General features: G+C 64.0%; 16 protein-coding genes. 8 read left to right on the top strand and 8 right to left on the bottom strand.

Annotated features, from left to right (window positions below):
• The 3 genes from L979_RS12440 to nrdR all read left to right on the top strand — a co-directional run.
• On the top strand, positions 1-833 hold an 833-nt coding region (locus tag L979_RS12440), incomplete at its 5' end, for an OB-fold nucleic acid binding domain-containing protein (RefSeq protein WP_231559541.1).
• A 34-nt stretch (positions 834-867) separates the two neighbouring features.
• Positions 868-2,277: a histidinol dehydrogenase gene (hisD, locus tag L979_RS12435; RefSeq protein WP_369793001.1), complete on the top strand. Its 1,410-nt coding sequence runs from the start codon at positions 868-870 to the stop codon at positions 2,275-2,277.
• 42 nt (positions 2,278-2,319) lie between these two features.
• Entirely contained in the window at positions 2,320-2,892 is a 573-nt protein-coding gene (gene nrdR / locus L979_RS12430; protein ID WP_231559540.1) for a transcriptional regulator NrdR, read from the top strand.
• A gap of 424 nt (positions 2,893-3,316) precedes the next feature.
• Here nrdR and ppgK read toward each other — a convergent pair whose 3' ends face one another.
• Together ppgK and map are read right to left on the bottom strand one after the other, a co-directional pair.
• Positions 3,317-4,183, bottom strand: a complete 867-nt coding sequence (gene ppgK / locus L979_RS12425) for a polyphosphate--glucose phosphotransferase (protein ID WP_081994473.1) — start codon at positions 4,181-4,183, stop codon at positions 3,317-3,319.
• A 17-nt stretch (positions 4,184-4,200) separates the two neighbouring features.
• Positions 4,201-5,145, bottom strand: coding sequence for a type I methionyl aminopeptidase (gene map, locus L979_RS12420; protein ID WP_052209872.1), 945 nt, complete (start codon positions 5,143-5,145; stop codon positions 4,201-4,203).
• Between the two features lie 227 nt (positions 5,146-5,372).
• Between map and L979_RS15985 the strand changes: the two genes are divergently transcribed.
• Positions 5,373-5,549: an SPOR domain-containing protein gene (locus L979_RS15985; protein WP_119932258.1), complete on the top strand. Its 177-nt coding sequence runs from the start codon at positions 5,373-5,375 to the stop codon at positions 5,547-5,549.
• 30 nt (positions 5,550-5,579) lie between these two features.
• On the opposite strand, the gene panB is transcribed toward L979_RS15985, so the two are convergent.
• Entirely contained in the window at positions 5,580-6,425 is an 846-nt protein-coding gene (gene panB, locus L979_RS12415) for a 3-methyl-2-oxobutanoate hydroxymethyltransferase (RefSeq protein ID WP_052209871.1), read from the bottom strand.
• A 251-nt stretch (positions 6,426-6,676) separates the two neighbouring features.
• Here panB and L979_RS12410 point away from each other — a divergent pair, with 251 nt between their 5' ends.
• Both L979_RS12410 and L979_RS12405 read left to right on the top strand, forming a co-directional pair.
• Positions 6,677-8,020: a glutamine synthetase family protein gene (locus tag L979_RS12410; protein ID WP_047692519.1), complete on the top strand. Its 1,344-nt coding sequence runs from the start codon at positions 6,677-6,679 to the stop codon at positions 8,018-8,020.
• Between the two features lies 1 nt (position 8,021).
• The gene (locus tag L979_RS12405; protein WP_081994469.1) at positions 8,022-11,321 is read left to right on the top strand and encodes a bifunctional [glutamine synthetase] adenylyltransferase/[glutamine synthetase]-adenylyl-L-tyrosine phosphorylase; all 3,300 of its coding nucleotides are present in this window, start codon (positions 8,022-8,024) and stop codon (positions 11,319-11,321) included.
• A 100-nt stretch (positions 11,322-11,421) separates the two neighbouring features.
• Here the strand turns inward: L979_RS12405 and budA are convergent, their stop codons facing one another.
• Together budA and glnA are read right to left on the bottom strand one after the other, a co-directional pair.
• Positions 11,422-12,171 carry an acetolactate decarboxylase gene (gene budA, locus L979_RS12400; protein WP_047692518.1) on the bottom strand — a complete coding sequence of 250 codons (750 nt, stop codon included), beginning with the start codon at positions 12,169-12,171 and terminating at the stop codon, positions 11,422-11,424.
• A gap of 157 nt (positions 12,172-12,328) precedes the next feature.
• A complete protein-coding gene (gene glnA, locus L979_RS12395) occupies positions 12,329-13,753 on the bottom strand; it encodes a type I glutamate--ammonia ligase (protein ID WP_047692517.1) in 1,425 nt (474 codons plus the stop codon).
• Between the two features lie 232 nt (positions 13,754-13,985).
• On the opposite strand from glnA, the gene L979_RS12390 reads away from it, so the two are divergent.
• A complete protein-coding gene (locus L979_RS12390) occupies positions 13,986-14,426 on the top strand; it encodes an RDD family protein (protein ID WP_047692516.1) in 441 nt (146 codons plus the stop codon).
• A gap of 23 nt (positions 14,427-14,449) precedes the next feature.
• On the opposite strand, the gene L979_RS12385 is transcribed toward L979_RS12390, so the two are convergent.
• The 3 genes from L979_RS12385 to lipB form a co-directional block, all read right to left on the bottom strand.
• Positions 14,450-15,232 carry a DUF4191 domain-containing protein gene (locus tag L979_RS12385; protein ID WP_047692515.1) on the bottom strand — a complete coding sequence of 261 codons (783 nt, stop codon included), beginning with the start codon at positions 15,230-15,232 and terminating at the stop codon, positions 14,450-14,452.
• Positions 15,233-15,410: 178 nt separating this feature from the next.
• On the bottom strand, positions 15,411-16,421 hold the full coding sequence (gene lipA, locus L979_RS12380) for a lipoyl synthase (protein ID WP_047692514.1): 1,011 nt from the start codon (positions 16,419-16,421) through the stop codon (positions 15,411-15,413).
• Positions 16,418-17,161: a lipoyl(octanoyl) transferase LipB gene (gene lipB / locus L979_RS12375; RefSeq protein ID WP_047692513.1), complete on the bottom strand. Its 744-nt coding sequence runs from the start codon at positions 17,159-17,161 to the stop codon at positions 16,418-16,420. Before lipB ends, lipA begins: the two co-directional genes overlap by 4 nt.
• A gap of 75 nt (positions 17,162-17,236) precedes the next feature.
• Between lipB and L979_RS12370 the strand changes: the two genes are divergently transcribed.
• Positions 17,237-18,560, top strand: a 1,324-nt coding sequence (locus L979_RS12370; RefSeq protein WP_156125581.1) for a hypothetical protein, incomplete at its 3' end; no start/stop codon positions are given.

Here is an 18,560-nt window from a genome sequence, read left to right as displayed (position 1 = left end):
TGGGGCACACCCGCCGCTCTTTGGTGATGTGCCACGAGCAGGCGATCGACGACGTCGTCGCCCAGAAGAAGAACGAGGCCAACGGCGAGTTCACCTTTGACCTGTTCGCCATGGGTGGCGACGACGACGCCGCAGACTCCCAAGGCACACAGGTGGATGTCCCGGACGTACCCGAGTGGGAGCGCAAGGACATGCTCTCCTTTGAACGAGAGATGTTGGGGCTTTACGTCTCCGACCACCCCCTGCGTGGTTTGGACGACGCCTTGGGACAGTACTCGGACACCACCGTCCAAGCACTGTTGGCCGAGGACGGTGGCAAGCCGGACGGGGCGATCGTGACCGTGGCCGGGATGATCACCTCCGTGCAGCGGCGGATCGCCAAGTCCTCCGGCAACGCCTACGCGCGGATCGAGCTGGAGGACCGGACCGGTTCCGTGGAGATCATGTTCTTCGGCAAGACCTACGCACCCATTGCAGGGGTGCTGGCCGAGGACCTGATCTGTTCGGTCAAGGCCCGCCTGCAGAAGCGCGACGACGGTTCCACGTCCCTGTCCGCCATGGAGTTGACCGTTCCTGAGATCAACCCGGACGGACATTCCGGTCCGGTCAAGATCGCCCTGGCGGAACACAAGGCCACGGAGCAGACGGTCAACGCCTTGGCCGAGGTGCTGCGCAATCACCGGGGGGACTCGGAGGTGCGGGTGCATCTGGAGACCCAACGCTCCCTGCAGATCTGGTCACTGCCACCTCAGTACCGGGTTTCGGCCTCACCGGCCTTGTTCGGGGATCTGAAAGTGCTGTTGGGTCCGGCATGCCTGGAAGTAGCCAACTGAGAACTGTCCGTGCCGCGCCCGTAGAATGACGCGTGTGAATGCCAGTGCCGATTCCTCCACTCCCAACCGCTGCGAATCACCGGTCTACGGTGAGCACGCACCCACCATGCGGGTGATTGACCTGCGTGGTCAGGATCTGAGCTGGGCGCAGTTGCGTGCGGCCGTCCCGCGTCAGACTCCGCAGTCCCTGAATCAGGCGGAGGCCACGGTTCGCGCCATCATCGAGGACGTCCAGGCCCGTGGTCCTGCGGCACTTCGGGAGTACGCGGGGCGCTTCGATCGAGTCGAGCAGGACCGCATCAAGGTTGATGCAGCTGCCATCCAGGATGCCGTGCACCAGCTGGATCCGGCCGTTCGCCACGGGTTGGAGTCCGCCATCGCGCGGTGCCGTGCTTTCGCTGCGGCCCAGCGTCCGGCGGATGCGGAAGTTGAGGTGGCACCTGGCGCCAAGCTGGTGCACCGGTGGACGCCAGTGGCTCGCGTGGGACTTTACGTTCCCGGCGGTTTGGCGGTGTATCCGTCATCAGTGGTCATGAACGTGGTTCCGGCTCAGGCCGCCGGGGTGGATTCCGTGGTGTTGTGCACCCCGCCGCAGGCGGAGTTCGGTGGCCTCCCGCACCCCACGATTCTGGCGGCTGCCGGGTTGTTGGGGGTTGACGAGGTGTGGGCCATCGGCGGAGCCCAGGCACTGGCTGCCATGGCTCACGGAGTGAGCGACCCCGACCACGGTGACACGCTGGAAGCAGTGCAGACCATCACCGGCCCCGGCAACATATTTGTGGCCACCGCCAAGCGTCTGCTGCGTTCTGTGGTGGGCGTGGATGCGGAAGCCGGAACCACGGAGATCGCGGTGATTGCCGATCACACGGCACAGGCCGATTACGTGGCTGCTGACCTGATTTCCCAGGCCGAGCATGATCCGGACGCGGGCTCGGTGCTGATCACCCACCAGCCGGACGTGGCCGATCGCGTGGCTGCTGCCGTTGCTCGCATGGCGCCGCAGGCTCGTCATGCTGAACGCATCAAGACCGCGTTGGAAGGCCCTCAGTCCGGCGTCATCCTGACGGAGAGTCTTGATGCCTCCATTCAGGCAGCGGATGCCTACGCGGCAGAACACCTGGAGATCCATACGGACAACGCCTGGGAGGTAGCGGCACGTGTGCGCAATGCCGGTGCCATCTTCGTGGGCCCCTACAGCCCGGTTCCACTGGGCGATTATGCGGCTGGTTCCAATCACGTGTTGCCCACTGGTGGTTCTGCAGTTCATGCACAAGGTCTGTGTACCACCAGTTTCATGAAGGCCGTTCAGGTCATCGAATACACGCAGGAGGCTCTGGGAGCCCTGCAGACGGACATTGTGGCCCTGGCAGAGGCGGAGAATCTGCCCAATCACGGCGTGGCCGTCACAGTCCGCGCCGCTGCCGCAACGGGTGGAGAGGGCTGAGGGGTGCACTGTCCGTTCTGCCGCCACCCCGATTCCAAGGTCGTGGACTCCCGCACCACGGACGACGGCGCCGCCATCCGTCGGCGCCGCCAGTGCGGTTCATGTGGTCGGCGGTTCTCCACCTTGGAGACCACCACCATTGCCGTGATCAAACGCTCCGGGGTCACCGAGCCCTTTGAGCGCTCCAAGATCGTCTCCGGGGTACGGAAGGCCTGCCAGGGGCGGCCCGTGACGGAAGACGACCTTGCCAAGTTGGCGCAGGAGGTGGAAGAAGCCGTCCGGTCCCAGGGCATAGCGGAGATCGAGGCCCATGAGGTGGGGCTGGCCATCCTCCAGCCCTTGCGACGCCTGGACGTGGTGGCCTACCTGCGGTTTGCCTCCGTCTACCAGGCGTTCAACGATCTCAATGATTTTGAGGCGGCCATTGACGTCCTGCGGCAGGAGCAGCAGGTTCAGGCCGCGGGCCAGCAGGCGTTGGTGGAGGAGGGCGGTCACGCGCCGCGCCGATCCAAGCGGGCTGCTGCAAACACTCAAGCCAAGACTCAGACTCGTGGCGGGAAGGCTCGTGAGTCCGCGTCTGCAGAGACTCAACCTGCGCAGGAACGTTTGCTTTGATCCTGGCCGGTGGGCGCTACAGGCCTGGTTGAGGGTTAACACCCGGCAACGTAGCGGCCAACTTCCGGTGTGTCCTACGATGAACCAGAAAATTTCCTGAACTTCCGGGTTGCTTTTCTCGGAAACATGGTCATAAACTGAACGCACAAAGCCCGGTAGGGGTTGCGGAGGGGAAGCCGCGACACCTGCCGGGCTTTATTCATGCCCCAACACTTGCATGAAGTTCGGCAGTGGGATGAGGCTTTGCCGGTGGCAATCACTCTGAAGTTTCAGGTGAAAGTTTAAGCGTGCAAACTTGCGCGACACATGAGATCACCACCTGCTGCTGAGATCACCGACAACGGGGTGTCATCTCAGCAGCAGGTGGTGATGTCACGAGTAGGGGCCCGGTACCGAGGGGCTCAGGGCCGCGGGCTGGGTGCGCTCAGGCCTCTCCGGTGGTGGAGATGGTTTCGCCTTCCGCCCACAGGGCAGCACCCACGATGCCTGCGTTGTTGCGCAGCTGTGCCACCTTCAGGGGCGTGTTCAGTTCCAACAGGGGCAGGAACTTGTCCGCCTTCTTGGACACTCCGCCTCCGATGATGAACAGCGACGGCGTGAACAGCATCTCCACGTGCTCAAAATAAGGCTGCAGGCGCTTGGTGGCCCACTTTTTGAAAGACAAGTCATCCCGCTCGCGCGCGGTGGCAGAAGCGCGCGTTTCGGCGTCGTGTCCATCCAGTTCCAGGTGGCCCAGTTCAGCGTTGGGCACCAGCTTGCCGTCCACGATCAGTGCGGAACCGATGCCCGTGCCCAGGGTCATCACCAGCACCGTCCCGGAGACGTCCTTGCCCGCCCCGTAAAGGGTTTCGGCCAGGCCGGCGCCGTCGGCGTCGTTGAGGGCGGCCACCGGGCGGTTGAGCTTCCCCGCCAGAAGACCCGCGATGTTGGCACCCACCCAGGTGGGGTCGATGTTGGCGGCCAGCAACGTCACGCCGTCCTTGACGATGGAGGGCACGATCACGCCGATGGGGGAGTCCGGTTCAGGAGCCCCCTCACGGGTCTGCAGTTCCGCGACGATCTGTTGAATGACCTCAGCCACGGCCTCCGGAGTGGCGGGCTGCGGGGTGGGGATGCGGTATCGCTCACCCACCAGATCCCCGACCTCAAGGTCCACGATTCCGCCCTTGACGCCGGTGCCTCCCACATCAATGCCGATCACGCGGCGCGGGCTGGTGGGGGAGCCCAGTGCGGCTGACGGTGCAGGATCGTCAGGGCGCTGGCCGGTGGTGTTGGTCTGCTTGGTGCTCATCTGGTGGGTCCTTTCGCTCACGCAGCGCTGTTGTCAGGAAGAGTAAGGATCTCGACGCCGTCGTCCGTGACCACCATGGTGTGTTCGAACTGTGCGGTGCGCAGCCGGTCCCGTGTGGTGATGGTCCAGTCGTCGTCCCACTGGTCCCACTGAATGGTGCCCAGGGTCAGCATGGGTTCAATGGTGAAGATCATCCCGGCCCGGATCTCTGAGGAGTAGGCGGGAGCGGCGTCGTAGTGCGGAATGATCAGTCCTGAGTGGAACTCGCGGCCCACACCGTGGCCGGTGAAGTCACGGACCACGCCGTAGTCAAAGCGCTGCGCGTATTTCTCAATGACGCGCCCGATCACGTTGAACTGCCGTCCGGGGCGCACTGCCTTGATGGCGCGGTTCAGGGCTTCCTGAGTGCGTTCCACCAGCAGGCGCGACTGCTCATCCACCTCGCCGACCAGGAACATAGCGTTGGTGTCCCCGTGCATGCCGTCCTTGTAGGCGGTCACGTCCAGGTTGATGATGTCCCCGTCCTCCAGCACGGTGGAGTCCGGGATGCCGTGGCAGATGACCTCGTTCAAGGAGGAGCACAGAGACTTGGGGTAACCGCGGTAGCCCAACGTGGAGGGGTAGGCACCGTGATCGCACATGTATTCGTGGGCGATTCGGTCCAGTTCATCGGTGGTGGTCCCGGGGACACACGCCCTGCCGGCTTCCTGCAGGGCGTTGGCTGCGATCCGCCCGGCAGCACGGACCCGATCGATTTCCTCAGCGGTGTACATGTTGGAGTCGTTGCCTTCATCGGCTTCCGGCTTGCCCACGTACTCCGGGCGGGTGATGGCCGCCGGAACTTGCCGCCACGGGCTGAGGACGCCGGGGGCCAGCCGCCCCACAGGGGCGGTTCCGGGCTGCGCGGGCAGGTTGTGGGACTGCCCGGAGGTTCCGGGCGTGGTGGCATTGGGTGTGCTCACGTGTTCTTGGGCTCCTGGGTCCTGGACGGTGTCTGGATCTTCCGCCAGCCTAATTGGCCTGCCCGCCTGCTGCACCGTCCACGCCGGTGCGATGTGGTTCGTGTGACGGGATGACGACGCCGTTGCGGGAGTGTGTCGTAGGCTGATCGGCAAGGGTTCCGCGCTGGTGAGAACCTTTCCGTTGGCAACACCGGCCATTGGATTGTAGAGACCGCACGGAGGACGTCATGGAGTTCTGGTACAACCTCAAGACCCGCGAGGTTGAGGTGGGCCCGCAGTCCGATTACAGCCAGTTGATGGGGCCGTATGCCTCCCGCGAGGATGCGCAGCGGGCGTTGCAGACCGCGGCCGAGAACACCAAGCGTTGGGATGACAACGAGCGTGAGTACCGCCAGGACGACTGACTGGCGGTCTCACACGGTGGGGTGGGCCGCTCAATACGTGTGTTCTTGGGCAGGGAACGCTCCTGATCGGACGTCCTGGACGTAGTCCGTCACGGCTTGGATCATCACGCCACGCAGGTCTGCATAGCGCTTGACGAACTTGGCCACCTTGCCACCGTTGAGGCCCAAAGCGTCCTGCCACACCAGGACCTGGCCGGTGGTCTGGGCCCCTGCCCCGATTCCGATGGTGGGCACAGTGAGAGCCTGATCCACGGAGGTGGCAGTTTCTGAGGGCACCATCTCCATCAGGATGCAGAAGGCGCCGGCAGCTTCCAGGGCCAGGGCATCGTCCAGAACCTTCTGGGCAGCGTCTCCGCGTCCCTGGATGCGGTAGCCGCCCATGGCGTGTTCGGACTGCGGGGTGAAGCCCACGTGGCCGATCACGGGGATACCTGCACGGCCCACGGCAGCCGCCAGGTGGGCGGTGGAGGCATCGGCCTCGATCTTCACGCCGTGCGCGCCGCCCTCCTTCATGAACCGCACCGCAGTGCGCACGGCTTGCTCGGGGGACTCCTCGTAGGAGCCGAACGGCAGATCCACCACCACAAAGGCCCGCTTGGCGGCTGCAGCCACTGCACGGCACATGGGCAGCAACTCGTCAACGGTGATGGGCAACGACGACGAATGGCCCAACACGGTGCTGCTGGCGGAATCTCCCACCAGTAGTGTGTCGATTCCCGCCTGGTCAAAAAGCTCAGCCGTCATGAAGTCGTAGCTGGTCAGCATGGTGAAACGCTCACCGGCGGCCTTGGCCTGTGCCAGATGATGGGTGCGGATCCGCTGAACCTGGGCCAGGCCGTCTCCGGTGTTTTCCTGCGGCGTTGCAGAGTTGCTCATGGGTTCCAGCCTATCGGGGGTCATGCCACCTGCTGCTGTGCAGCGGGGCTGGTTCAGCCAAGGGTGAGCGCCCGGCAGTGTACGTCCCCGGCTGTGTGAGTCAGCCGTCATGCGCCGCACCAGCCGTGTGGGTCTTCTGCCATGTAAGAGGTGTGTAAAACCTTCACGGCGGTGTTGGCCGGTGGATGGCCCGTGTGATGTGGGCGATAGGGTGGGGACCAAGACCCCAGAGCCCGTGTGAGGAGTTGTCCATGGACCGTCAGCAAGAGTTCGTGCTGCGCACCATCGAAGAACGTGACGTCCGATTTGTTCGCATGTGGTTCACCGATGTCACGGGCACTTTGAAGTCCGTGGCCCTGGCTCCGGCTGAGGTGGAAGCCGCCTTTGGAGAGGGCCTGGGATTTGACGGTTCGGCCATTGAGGGTCTGTCCCGTGTGACCGAGTCGGACATGTTGTTGCAGCCGGATCCTGCCACGTTCCAGTTGCTTCCCTGGCGTGGTGAGGACCAGCCCACGGCGCGCATGTTCTGCGACATCCTCACACCGGAGGGCCAGCCGTCCCTGGCCGATCCCCGGGGCGTCCTCAAGCGGGTCCTGGACAAGGCCGCTGCCAAGGGCCTGACCTGCTACACCGCACCGGAAATCGAGTTCTACCTTCTGAAGTCGGCGGAGCTGGATCCGCGCACGGATGAACCCGTGCCGGTGGACCGGGAAGGCTACTTTGACCACACACCCGGTGGAGTGGTCCAGAACTTCCGCCGAGACGTGGTGCTGACTCTGGAGGACGTGGGAATCTCCGTGGAGTTCTCCCACCACGAGGCCGGCCCGGGGCAGAACGAAATCGACCTGCGTTATGCCGACCCCCTGCAGACCGCCGACAACATCATGACCTTTCGCACCGTTGTCCGGGAGACCGCGCTGGAACACGGTTCCTACGCCACGTTCATGCCCAAACCGTTCTCCGCCCACCCCGGTTCCGGCATGCACACCCACTTCTCCCTCTTCGAAGGCGACACGAACGCGTTCTTCGAGGCCGGTGCCGAGTTCCAGCTCTCCAAGATCGCAGGCCACTTCATTGCAGGGGTCCTGCGCCATGCCGCGGAGATGGCGATCGTGACCAACCAGTTCGTGAATTCTTACAAACGCCTGTGGTCCGGAGCAGAGGCCCCCTCCTACATTTCCTGGGGTCACAACAACCGCTCAGCGCTGGTCCGGGTGCCGCTCTACAAGCCGGACAAGGTCCAGTCCGCCCGCATCGAGTACCGCGGCCTGGATTCGGCAGCCAACCCGTACCTTGCTTACGCGGCGGTCATGGCTGCTGGTCTCAAGGGCGTGGAGGAAGAGTACGAACTGCCGCCCGTGGAGTCGGATGACCTTGCCTCCATGAGTCCGGCTGAACGCAAGGTGGCCGGTCACGAGCCCCTGCCGGCCAGCCTGCACGATGCCATCCGGGCCGCTGAACAGTCCGAGTTCATGGCAGAGCTTCTGGGGGAGCAGGTCTTCACCCACCTGATGCGCAACAAGCGCGCCGAATGGGAGAGCTACCGCACCGTGGTCACCAGGCACGAACTCCAGACCAACCTGGGACTGCTCTGAGATGTGCCCTGCGGGTCCTGACCACGCCGAGAACAACACCTCCGTGGAGTCCCTGACCGATGGCTCCCTGATCCACGTGGGGTTCGCGGATCTCAAGAACGCCCGCCGGTGGTTGGGCTTTCCGGAACTGGCCCAGGCGGACCTCCCGGTCCTGCTGGAGATGTTGGAAAAGTATGCCGCCAGCCCGGACACGGCAGTGCGCACGCTGGTTCGGCTGATCGAGGCACATCCCAGGGCACGACAACGGCTGACTGGGGATCCGCGCAGTGCTGCCACCTTGATTCGGCTGCTGGGAGCTTCCGAAGCCTTGGGGGAGTTCCTGATTCGCAATCCTGAGCATCTGGATCTGGCGGATGAACCGCTGCAGGCGGAGCCGCAGGACATCCCCGCGGAGCAACTGCGCCAGGACTTGCTGGATTCCGTGGGGGCTCAAGCCACCGATCACCTGCCCGTGGCCACCGTGACCGGTGATGACGCCTACCGTGCTCTGCGCGTGGCTTACCGCCGTGGTCTCACCCGCATTGCCTTGCGGGATCTGGGGGCGATGAGCCCGGTGGACCAGGTTCCCGCCGTGGGACGGCAGCTGGCGGATTTGGCCGCAGCCGCGATCGACGCCGCCCTGAGCGTCTCCCGTGCTGAGTTGCTGGAGTCTGCGGATGAGCAGGACAGTGATCTGCTTCCCCGGGTCAGTCTTGCCGTGATTGGCATGGGCAAGTGCGGCGCCAGGGAGCTGAACTACATCTCTGACGTGGACGTCATCCACGTCCATGAACTGCTGGATCAGGCACCGACGACTGTCGCGCAGATCGAGGCGGCGGCTGAGGCCGAGGCAGACCCGGAAGCCACCGGCACAGACATGGACCAGACGGTGGCGCGATCATCCACCGCATCACCACGTGGCTCCGTTGCCAACAGCCTGGATGATGAGGAGCGCGCGGCCGTGCTCGCCGCCAAGTTGGCATCGGGGACGGCACGGGCGATCATGACGTCGTCGTCGGAACCACCCCTGTGGGAGCTGGATGCCAACCTGCGTCCGGAAGGCAAGGACGGCCCCCTGTCACGCACCGTGGACTCCCATGTGCGGTATTACAAGAAGTGGGCCAAGTCCTGGGAGTTCCAGGCGCTGCTCAAGGCCCGACCCATGGCCGGTGACCGTGAATTGGGCAGGCGCTACGCGGAAGCCATCACCCCGTTCGTGTGGGAATCCTCCCAGCGTGAGGGGTTTGTGGAGTCGGTGCAGGCCATGCGCAGCCGGGTCACGGACAACATCCCGTCCGAGGAACGTGAACGACAGATCAAACTGGGTCCCGGTGGGCTACGGGACGTGGAATTCACAGTTCAGCTGATGCAACTGGTCCACGGACGCAGTGATGACCGTGTGCGTACCCAGGCCACCACGGTCTCTCTCCATGCGCTCTCCGACCACGGCTACATTGCCAGGAAAGACGCTGAACAGTTCGGTCAGCACTATCGGTGGCTGCGGCTGCTGGAACACCGGATCCAGCTGTTCCGGCTGCGCCGAACGCACCTGATGCCCACCAGAAAACCCGAACTCAACGTGATCGCGGTGGCCATGCAGCCACCAGAGCCGGTGACCCGGGCCAATGGTGATGCCCTGGTGGAGCAATGGCGCAAAGTGCAACGCCAGGTCAAGGGCATGCACGAGAAGATGTTCTACCGCCCGCTGCTGGCCGCCTTGTCCCACACGCCGCTGGACGGTGTGGCCCTCAGCGACGAACAGGTCCGTGACCGTCTCACCGTGCTGGGATACCGCGATGCACGTGCGGCCCAACGGCACCTGGAAGCACTTACCAAGGGCGTCAGCCGACGTGCCGAGATTCTGCGGACCTTGCTTCCCGTCCTGCTGGAATGGTTGGGCCAGGGTGTCGACGCCGACGCCGGCCTGTTGGGTTTTCGTCGGATCTCTGAGGCCCTGGGCAGCTCGCCCTGGTACCTGCGGATGCTGCGCGATTCCAACATGGCAGCCGAGCGCCTGTGCCAGATCGTCTCGTCCTCCCGCTACATCACGGATTCGCTGGAGAACCAGCCGGAGGCCGTGGCATGGCTGGGACGCGACGCGGAGCTGGAACCCCATGAGTTCGCCCACCTGTGGGAGGAGATCCAGGCACAAATGGATCGCCACCGTGGGGCTGATGAGGCCATCCGCATGATTCGTGTGCTGCGGCGTCGTGAAGTGTTGCGGGTGGCGCTGGCTGACGCCTGCGGTCTGCTGGATGTGGATCGGGTGGTGGCAGCGCTGTCAGACGTCGACCGCGCCACCGTCCTGGGGGCTTTGCACGTTGCCGAGCGCGAGCTCTACATCAGGGAAGAACAGGGCTGTCTGGCTGATGTTCTGGTGGTGGCCATGGGCCGGCAAGGCGGGCGGGAGATCGGCTACGGCTCGGATGCGGATGTCATGTTCGCCTACATGCCGTGCACCGGTGAGCATTCCCACGGGCACCCGGAAATGGACCACGGCCCGGTGCCTGCAGGTCAGGAGGCGGTTGCTGCCGATGACTCCGAGCGCACGGCCCAACAATGTGCGGCAGATCAGGCGCAAAGTGTGGTGCAGCGACTGATCCAGCTGCTCAAGGCACCGTGCACCCCGGTGATTGTGGCAGAACGGTACCTGGAGATCGACAACGACCTCCGCCCGGAAGGCAAGCAGGGAGCCATGGTCAGATCCGTGGACTCCTACCGTGAGTACTACGGCCGCTGGGCAGAAACCTGGGAGTTCCAGGCGTTGACCCGAGCCCTGCCCATGGCTGGGTCGGATGCGGTGGCCCGGCATTTCCTGGAGGTCATTGATCCCCACCGCTATCCCGCGGAGTTCAGCGACCGGCAACTGCAGGACATCCGGCGGATGAAGGCTCGGGTGGAGAACGAACGACTCCCACGGGGGGCGGATCCCAACCGGCACCTCAAACTGGGGCGCGGCAGCCTCTCCGACGTCGAATGGTTGGCGCAGACCCTGCAACTCCAACACGCCCACGACCATCCCAGCCTGCGGACCACCAGCACCCTGCGCACCCTGCAAGCTGCCGTGGAGGAGAACCTCCTGGAGGAGGCTGACGCCCAGGCACTGAGCCGTGCGTGGCGGCTGTGCACTCAGATCCGCAACTACAACGTCCTGCGCACCGGAAGGTCATCGGACGTGCTGCCCAAGGCGGGTCTGGACATGGAGGCCGTGGCCCGGTGGTGCGGCTACCCCTCGGGGCATGCCGAGGCGTTGGAGGACGACTACTTGAAGATCACCAGGCATGCCCGCTCGGTGTTCGAACGGGTTTTCTACGGCCGGTGAGGCCACATCAGGCCCGTGAGATCACCGCCTGGTGCTGAGATGACACCCCGCTGTGGGTGATCTCAGCACTTGGTGGTGATCTCACGGACCGGGACACGGCTCAGTGCTTCTCCGTCTTGGAGATCTGATCCGCCAAGTCCTCCGGGGACAAGTTGGCCGCGGAGAACTCAGGGGTGACCGGCAGGTGCAGGCGCAGTTCCGTGCCCGGGCAGATCTCCACACGAGCTTCTCTGAGCTTGAAATCAATCACGTGCCCACCTCGGGTGTGGGACTCATCAATGAAGTGTGCGTGGCAACCCGGTACGGAGATGCCCTGTTCGTAGATCGGGGTGCGGAAACCCACGATCGTGCCGTCGACGTCATCGAACTGCAGGATGTCCTCGTTCTCCTTGGCATCCACCATGCGCGGGTACGGCTTGGACTGCTTGATCACGGTCCGGGTGCGCACCCAGTCAAAGTGTCCGGTGATCTTCAGGGCGTACATGTAGTTCTCAGAGACCGTCAGGTCATCCAGCACCTGTGAGGCTGTCTTGCGCAGCAGCGAGTTCGGGAGCTCACGTTGGATGGTGGGCACAAAATTGGTGACGACGGCGTACGGGGTCTTCTGCCGCAATCCAGCCGGTTCGATGCTTCCATCAGCCCGCATCTGGTAGGCCACCCCGTCCAGCACCACCATTTCCCCGTCCAGGCCGTCAAAGGTGCCCAGACCAAAGTTGCCGTGACCCAGCAGTTCGCCAATGGTCATCTCGCCGTCGTAGACACCGTCCAAGAGCCCAGCCATCAGCCCGGTCTGGAACACCTCGTTGCGGAACATCATCTCGCCGTTGAGTTCTTTGGGGCCGGTGGCCATGGGTGTCCTCTCGGTAGGTTTCCACGCGTGCGTCGTCGTGTCTGAGAGTGCGGGAACGACAACTGGGAGTAGAAGTGACTCACGTTCACTTCTACTCCCAGTTGGGCTCTGTTTCCAGGTGGCGCACGCCTGGGTAACAGAGTTCACACGGCGGTGATCACACGCCGTAGTACAGGGCGAACTCCATGGGGTGCGGGACCACGGACAGGGGCAGCAGCTCGTTCTCGCGCTTGTACACAATCCAGGTTTCGATCAGGTCCTCGGTGAAGACGTCGCCTGCCAAGAGGAACTCGTGATCCTGCTCGAGTGCTTCCAGGGCCTCGTCCAAGGTGCCCGGAGCCTTCTTGATGTCCTTGGCCTCTTCCGGCGGAAGCTCGTAGAGGTCCTTGTCGATCGGCGTGGCCGGCTCAATGCGGTTGCGGATGCCGTCCAGACCGGCCATCAGCTGTGCCGCAAAGGCCAGGTACGGGTTGCAGGAGGGGTCCGGTGCACGGAACTCCAGGCGCTTGGCCTTGGGGTTGGTGCCCGTGATCGGGATGCGGATACCGGCGGAGCGGTTGCCCTGCGAGTAGACCATGTTGACCGGGGCCTCAAAGCCCTTGACCAGGCGCTTGTAGGAGTTCACGGTCGGGTTGGTGAAGGCCAACACGGCGGAGGAGTGCTCCAGGAGACCACCGATGTACCAGCGTGCGACGTCGGAGAGACCAGCGTAACCCTTCTCGTCGTAGAACAGGGGCTCGCCGCCCTTCCACAGGGACTGGTGGCAGTGCATGCCGGAGCCGTTGTCGTTGAAAATCGGCTTGGGCATGAAGGTGGCGGACTTGCCCCAGGCGTCTGCGGTGTTCTTGACCACGTACTTGAACTTCTGCAGGTCATCCGCTGCGTGGGAGAGGGTGTTGAAGCGGTAGTTGATCTCCGCCTGGCCCGGTCCACCCACCTCGTGGTGAGAACGCTCAACCTCAAGGCCGACCTCTTCCAAGCCCACGCAGATGGCATCGCGCAAATCCGCCTGCTTGTCCACGGGGGAGACGGGGAAGTAGCCGGCCTTGGTGGGCGTCTTGTTGCCCAGGTTACCGCCTTCTTCCTTGCGGCCGGAGTTCCAGATGGCCTCATGCGAGTCCACGGCGTAGAAGGAGCCCTGCGGCTGGACGTCGTAGCGGACGTCCTCAAAGATGAAGAACTCGGCCTCGGAGGCAAAGTTGGCGATGTCGGCAATGCCGGTGGAGGCCATGTAGGCCTCGGCGCGCTCGGCCACACCGCGGGGATCGCGGTGGTAGGGCTCACCGGTGCGCGGGTTGACGATCGAGCAGGTGACCACCAGGGTCTTCTCCACGCGGAACGGATCCAGGTAGGTGGTGGCGATGTCCGGGATCAGCTGCATGTCCGACTCGGCGATGCCCTGGAAGCCGCGGATGGAGGAGCCGTCAAACAGCTGCCCGTTCTCGAAAAAGTCGTCGTCGATGGCCTTGGCAGGCAGATTGAAGTGCTGCTGTACACCGGGAAGGTCGGTGAAGCGGATGTCCACAAAGACAACTTCTTCGTCCTTGATGAAGGCCAGGACTTCTTCGGGTGTCTTGAACACTGACGTACTCCTTCTGTTGGGCGGGTGCTGGCCATAACCGGAGATCCTGTTGCGGGATCTGTTGACCCTTGAGTTGCACTCCACGCTACGCACGGGCCGTTGCTCGGTCGTGTCTCTCATGTTTCACGCGGGTTACACACCACCTTTTCATGATGCTGTGGCGCAGCGCACGCGGGCACGCGGTCAGCCTGCTGATAAAAGGCTGCCGGTGCTGCGCGGATAGGCTGGGGGCATGATCAATCGTGATGACCTCGGAAGCTGGCTCGACGGACCTCCCGCAGCGCAGGTTTACCCGGGGCAGCGGCTCGGTCGTCCGGACACTGGTCCGGGATCCGTGGCGCAATTCGGCCCCCGGCTGTTGGCGATCTTGATCGACTGGTTGATCGCCTTGGGCCTGGCGGCCCTGCTGGTCCCGTATGACCTCCAGAACCTGGTCGCCATCTGGATCTGGTTCGGTCTGAGCGCTGTGGCCGTGGGATTCACCGGCCACAGCTTGGGCCACTTCATCATGGGTATGCAGGTGCAGACCATGGACGGTTACGCACCCGGGTTGTGGCGCGGCATCATCCGCTGCGCCCTGATTGTGCCCGTGATCCCGGCACTGATCATGGACTCCGATCAGCGAGGACTGCAGGACCGGGCCGTGGGCACGATCCTGGTCAAGATCCGCTGAGGTATTTCAAGAGCACCTGAAGATCAGCGTCCGCGCATGGCCTTGCGGTCGGGGCGGGCACGCATGGGGTCGATTCCCTTGGGGATCGGCAGCGAGTTGGCGCGCAACGTGGAAATGCGCTTGTGCACCTTGTTGACCTCTTCACGGGTCAGGGACTTGTCCAGCTTTTTCATCTGCTTGGAGACCTGGGACAGAGGAACCTGGTCTTCCTTGTTGCCGGCGTGGATCACGTGGATCGGCACGTTCTGGATCATGGGGCCGATGCGTCGTCGTTCCTTGGTGACCAGTTTCTTCACACGGCCGGTGGGGCCTTCGGTGACCAATACGACGCCGGGGCGCCCCACGGCGCGGAACACCAGGTCCCGGGAACGCGGGTCAACCTGAACCGGCTCCTGGTCCACGATCCAGCCGCGGCGCAGAGTGGACAGGGCAGCGCCGGCGGCACCGGGCTGGTCTTCGATCCGGGAGAAAGCTGCACCCTCGGCCCGCCGCGAGAGGTAGAAGATTGCGGCGAGCACGGCAAAGGGAATACCGATCAGCAGCCACGTGATCCAGTTGTTGAGCAGCAGTCCCAACAGCAGGAAGAGCACCAGAACACCCAGCGCAATGGCAATGAGCTTGAGGGTGATGTTGGAGTCGTGCTCCTTGGTGATCTTGTAGACCTGCTTCATCTGAGCCACGTAACCGGGGCCCTTGGCAGCCTTCTTGCGTGCCTTCTCCTCCCGCTTCTGCTCCCTGGCAGCAGCCCGGGTGGACTTGGCGTCGGTGGTGGGGCGGCCAGAACCCGCGGAAGTGGATGGGGACACGGTGAAACCTCGTGCTCGTTGATCTGATGTATGCAGTTCTCAGGGACTCAACCGGACCGCTGTGTGGCGCATGGCAACGCGTAGGCGGTGGTTCAGCGCACCCATTCTAGCCGCACGGCAGGGGCGGTCCTGCAGTCTCTGCGCGGCTGGGCAGGGAGATCTGTGGCCGTGTGGAGCCTCAGCGGCCCAGCTTGGCGATCAAGCTGGAGGCTTCTTGTGCGGTGGAGCCTTCATCCGTGATGTGCGCCAGGTTGGCGGGAATCTCCCGGCCCAGTTTGTTCATGGCTCGTGCCCACAGCCGACCTGAACGGTAGGAAGATCGCACCATGGGCCCGGACATGACGCCCAGGAATCCGATCTCCTCAGCCTGCTTGGCGTAGTCCACGAACTGCTCGGGCTTGACCCAACGGTCGATCGGGTGGAAGAGCTTGGAAGGCCGCAGGTACTGGGTCAGCGTGATGATGTCGCACCCGGCGTCATGCAGATCGCACAGCGCCTCGTAGATTTCCTCGTCCGTTTCACCCATGCCCAGGATCAGGTTGGATTTGGTGATCAGCCCGCGCTCCTTGCCGTAGCTGAGCACGTCCAGAGAGCGTTCGTAGGTGAAGGCCGGGCGGATCTGCTTGAAGATCCTGGGAACCGTCTCCAGGTTGTGCGCAAAAACCTCCGGCTGGGCATCAACCACCATCTGCAAGGATTCCGGGCGGCCCTTGAAGTCAGGGATCAGAATCTCCACACCGGTCTGCGGGGAGATCTCATGGATGGCGCAGATGGTGTCCGCGTACAGCCACGCGGCACCGTCTTCAAAGTCGTCGCGGGCAACGCCCGTGACCGTGGCGTAGCGCAGATCCAGGTCGCGGACGGACTCAGCCACCTTGCGGGGCTCATCACGGTCAATCGGCTCCGGCCGGCCTGTGGCGATGTCACAGAAATCGCACCGGCGGGTGCAGATCGAGCCACCGATCAGGAACGAGGCCTCCTTATCCTCCCAGCATTCGTAAATGTTGGGGCACCCAGCTTCCTCGCACACCGTGTGCAGACCCTTGCCGCGGGCCATGGACTTCAACTTGGTGTACTCCGGGCCCATGTGAGCGGTGTTCTTCAGCCAGTTGGGCTTCTTCTCAATGGGAACCTCTGCATTGCGAGCCTCCACGCGCAGCAGTCGGCGGCCTTCGGGTGCAATGGTCATCGGCTTTCTCCTGAAGTGATGCTCTGGCTTGGGCTGGTGGCAGCCGCGGTGGCGGGCCAGTCCAGTGGTGGCTGGTCGGTTGGGATTTCTGAGACCGCGCACAGTTGGGCTTCGCGGACCCGGAAATGGTGGGTCATCACCTCAACCACATCGGCAGGCGATACATTCCGTCCGAGTTCACGGCTGATGGAGGTCACACCGGCATCCGAAATCCCGCAGGGGATGAACCCACCGAACGGCGCCAGGTCGTTGCTGCAGTTCAGGGAGATCCCGTGCATTGTGGTCCTGCGTGAAACCTGCACCCCGATCGCTGAGATCTTCCGCGCACCACCTTGATGGTCCGCAGGGATCCAGGCGCCGGAGCGTCCTTCCACGGTCACAGCCTTCAGCCCGAACTCCGCCACCACGTCAATCACCAGTTGCTCCAGCACGCGCACGAACTTCACGACGTCGATCGGCGTCTGCAGCCGCATGATCGGGTAGGCCACCAGTTGGCCGGGGCCGTGCCAGGTGATCTTTCCACCACGTCCTACTTCCACCACGTCCGTGCCGTCGGTGGGGTATTCCTCAGCTGATGCGCGGCGGCCGGCCGTGTAAACGGGTTGGTGCTCCACCAGCAACACCGTGTTTGCGCGCTCACCGGCTGCCACCTGCTGATGCACGGTTTTCTGCAGGTCCAGGGCGGGTTGGTAGGGCACCAGGTCCGGGGCCAGTCCCAGGTGTTCAAAGGACAGAGACATGGGCTCCACCATACGCCCGCAGATCGGCCTGTGGATAACTCAGAATCGGGTGGGTTCGGCCTGCATGCTGGTGTCATGGACACATCGGGGCCTTTCACACCGTCGTCGGGGTTGGCGCAGTTCGCAGACCGCGGGGCGTGGGCGCAGCGGGGGCGGCGGGTCACGGAGCCGGTCTCGGGGGAGAACTTTGTTCTCCTGCCGCTGCCCACGGATGCGGACGCGCAGCAGAAGTGGACCCATCTTGCCCAGAGCTTTGCGGCCGTGGAGTCCGGTCCGCTGCGACCACCGCGGGCCGTGATCAACGACGACGACGCCCTGTGGCTGCTGTTCGAGGACCTGCCGGGGCACACCTTGGCGGATGCCATCGGTCAACTCGGTGGTGCGGTTCAGGAGCAGGTGCTGCCGGCCCTGGCGCAGGCGCTGCGTGCCATGGGAGACCTGCACGAACGCGGACTCACCCTACGGCGACTGTCTTTGCGAGATCTGGTCAGTGAGCGTTCGGGGGATGCAGCCAGATGGTCCTTGGTGCTGACTCCTGATTCCGGGGTGCGGCCCTTGGGACCCGGCGCTGAGGCCGAGGAGATTCGAGGGGACCTGATCATGGTGGCAGCGGCTGCAACAACAGTGTTGACCGGACGGCGGCCCAGTGCGGGACGGATCCGGACTCCCTTGCAGACCGTTTGTCCCAGCCTGCCTGTCGCCGCACTTCAAGCTTTGGATGCACTTCTGGACGACCTGGACGCGGCTGACCCCGGGTCTGCGCGGATCGGTGACGTGAAAGCCCACATGAGATCAGGTGCGCCGGGGAATCCCGCGCGTGAGTTGGCGGATCAGTTGTGCGTTGTGGATCAGATGCCGGATCAGATGTCGATGCCCGATGACGCATCGGCGGTTGGTCGACCCGTGCATCCGGCACCGTCTCCGGTGCCTGAGCAGACAGGGATCGAGGACGACACTGAATCTCTGCCGGCGGTCCCACCCGTCCGGCCCCGCGTTCTGATGGACGACGACGATCCTGCTACAGGGCCCACCGCCGCCGATCGAGTGTTCTCCGTTCTGGGCCAAGAAGCACAGGGCCGGGGCGGGGAGCGTGTGAGTCGTCCTCCGGTAAATCCTCCGATTGTGCGGCGGACACCGGAGAGAGGACGGCCGGCTCGCCCCTGGGAGAGTCAAGACCAGCAGAGCAGAGCGTCACGCACGCGGAAACCCATAGTGGTGCTGGTGGCGGCGGCGGTGATGATTGCCGGTGGCGCGGCCGCTGTGTGGAGCGTGAATGCCCAGGTCTCCCCACCGGACACGCAGACCGCCTCCGGGCATGGCGACGAATCCCAGACGCAGATTCACTCCCAGCGCCAGGCCGAGCCGCAGCAAGAGGCCGAACCGCAGCAAGAGGCCGAAC

Source organism: Kocuria sp. ZOR0020, assembly GCF_000800955.1.
GTDB lineage: Bacteria > Actinomycetota > Actinomycetes > Actinomycetales > Micrococcaceae > Kocuria > Kocuria subflava.
The sequence above is the reverse complement of the archived record's forward strand: the minus strand, read 5'-3'. Positions and strand labels throughout refer to the sequence as shown.